Genomic DNA, 239 nt, shown 5'->3' with positions numbered 1-239 from the left:
ATGTAGACTCCCCCAGCGTGGCTAATCGAGTAACTTGGATCGACAGCGCGCGTGGCTTAGCAATTGTTGCGGTGGTCCTTTTCCACTCCGCGTTGCACCTTCGCGACACTAACGTCGCTGGCCCATGGCCGTCGCTCGTGCTCATGCTCGAGACGTTTCGCATGCCCACATTCTTCTTTATATCGGGCCTCGTTTCAGCGAACGTTCTCACAAGGCCAACGGCGACGACTTGGAGACGT

General features: G+C 56.9%; 1 protein-coding gene. It reads left to right on the top strand.

All coding sequences use genetic code 11. From position 1 onward, the window contains the following. Positions 1 to 17: 17 nt before the first annotated feature. The coding region (locus SB658_RS27245; protein ID WP_410603664.1) for an acyltransferase family protein at positions 18 to 239 on the top strand (222 nt) is incomplete at its 3' end.

The sequence above is a fragment of the Bacillus sp. SIMBA_008 genome (assembly GCF_046535495.1).
Lineage (GTDB): Bacteria > Bacillota > Bacilli > Bacillales > Bacillaceae > Bacillus > Bacillus subtilis.
Note: the sequence above shows the minus strand (reverse complement) of the source record. Positions and strands in the feature narration are given on the sequence as shown.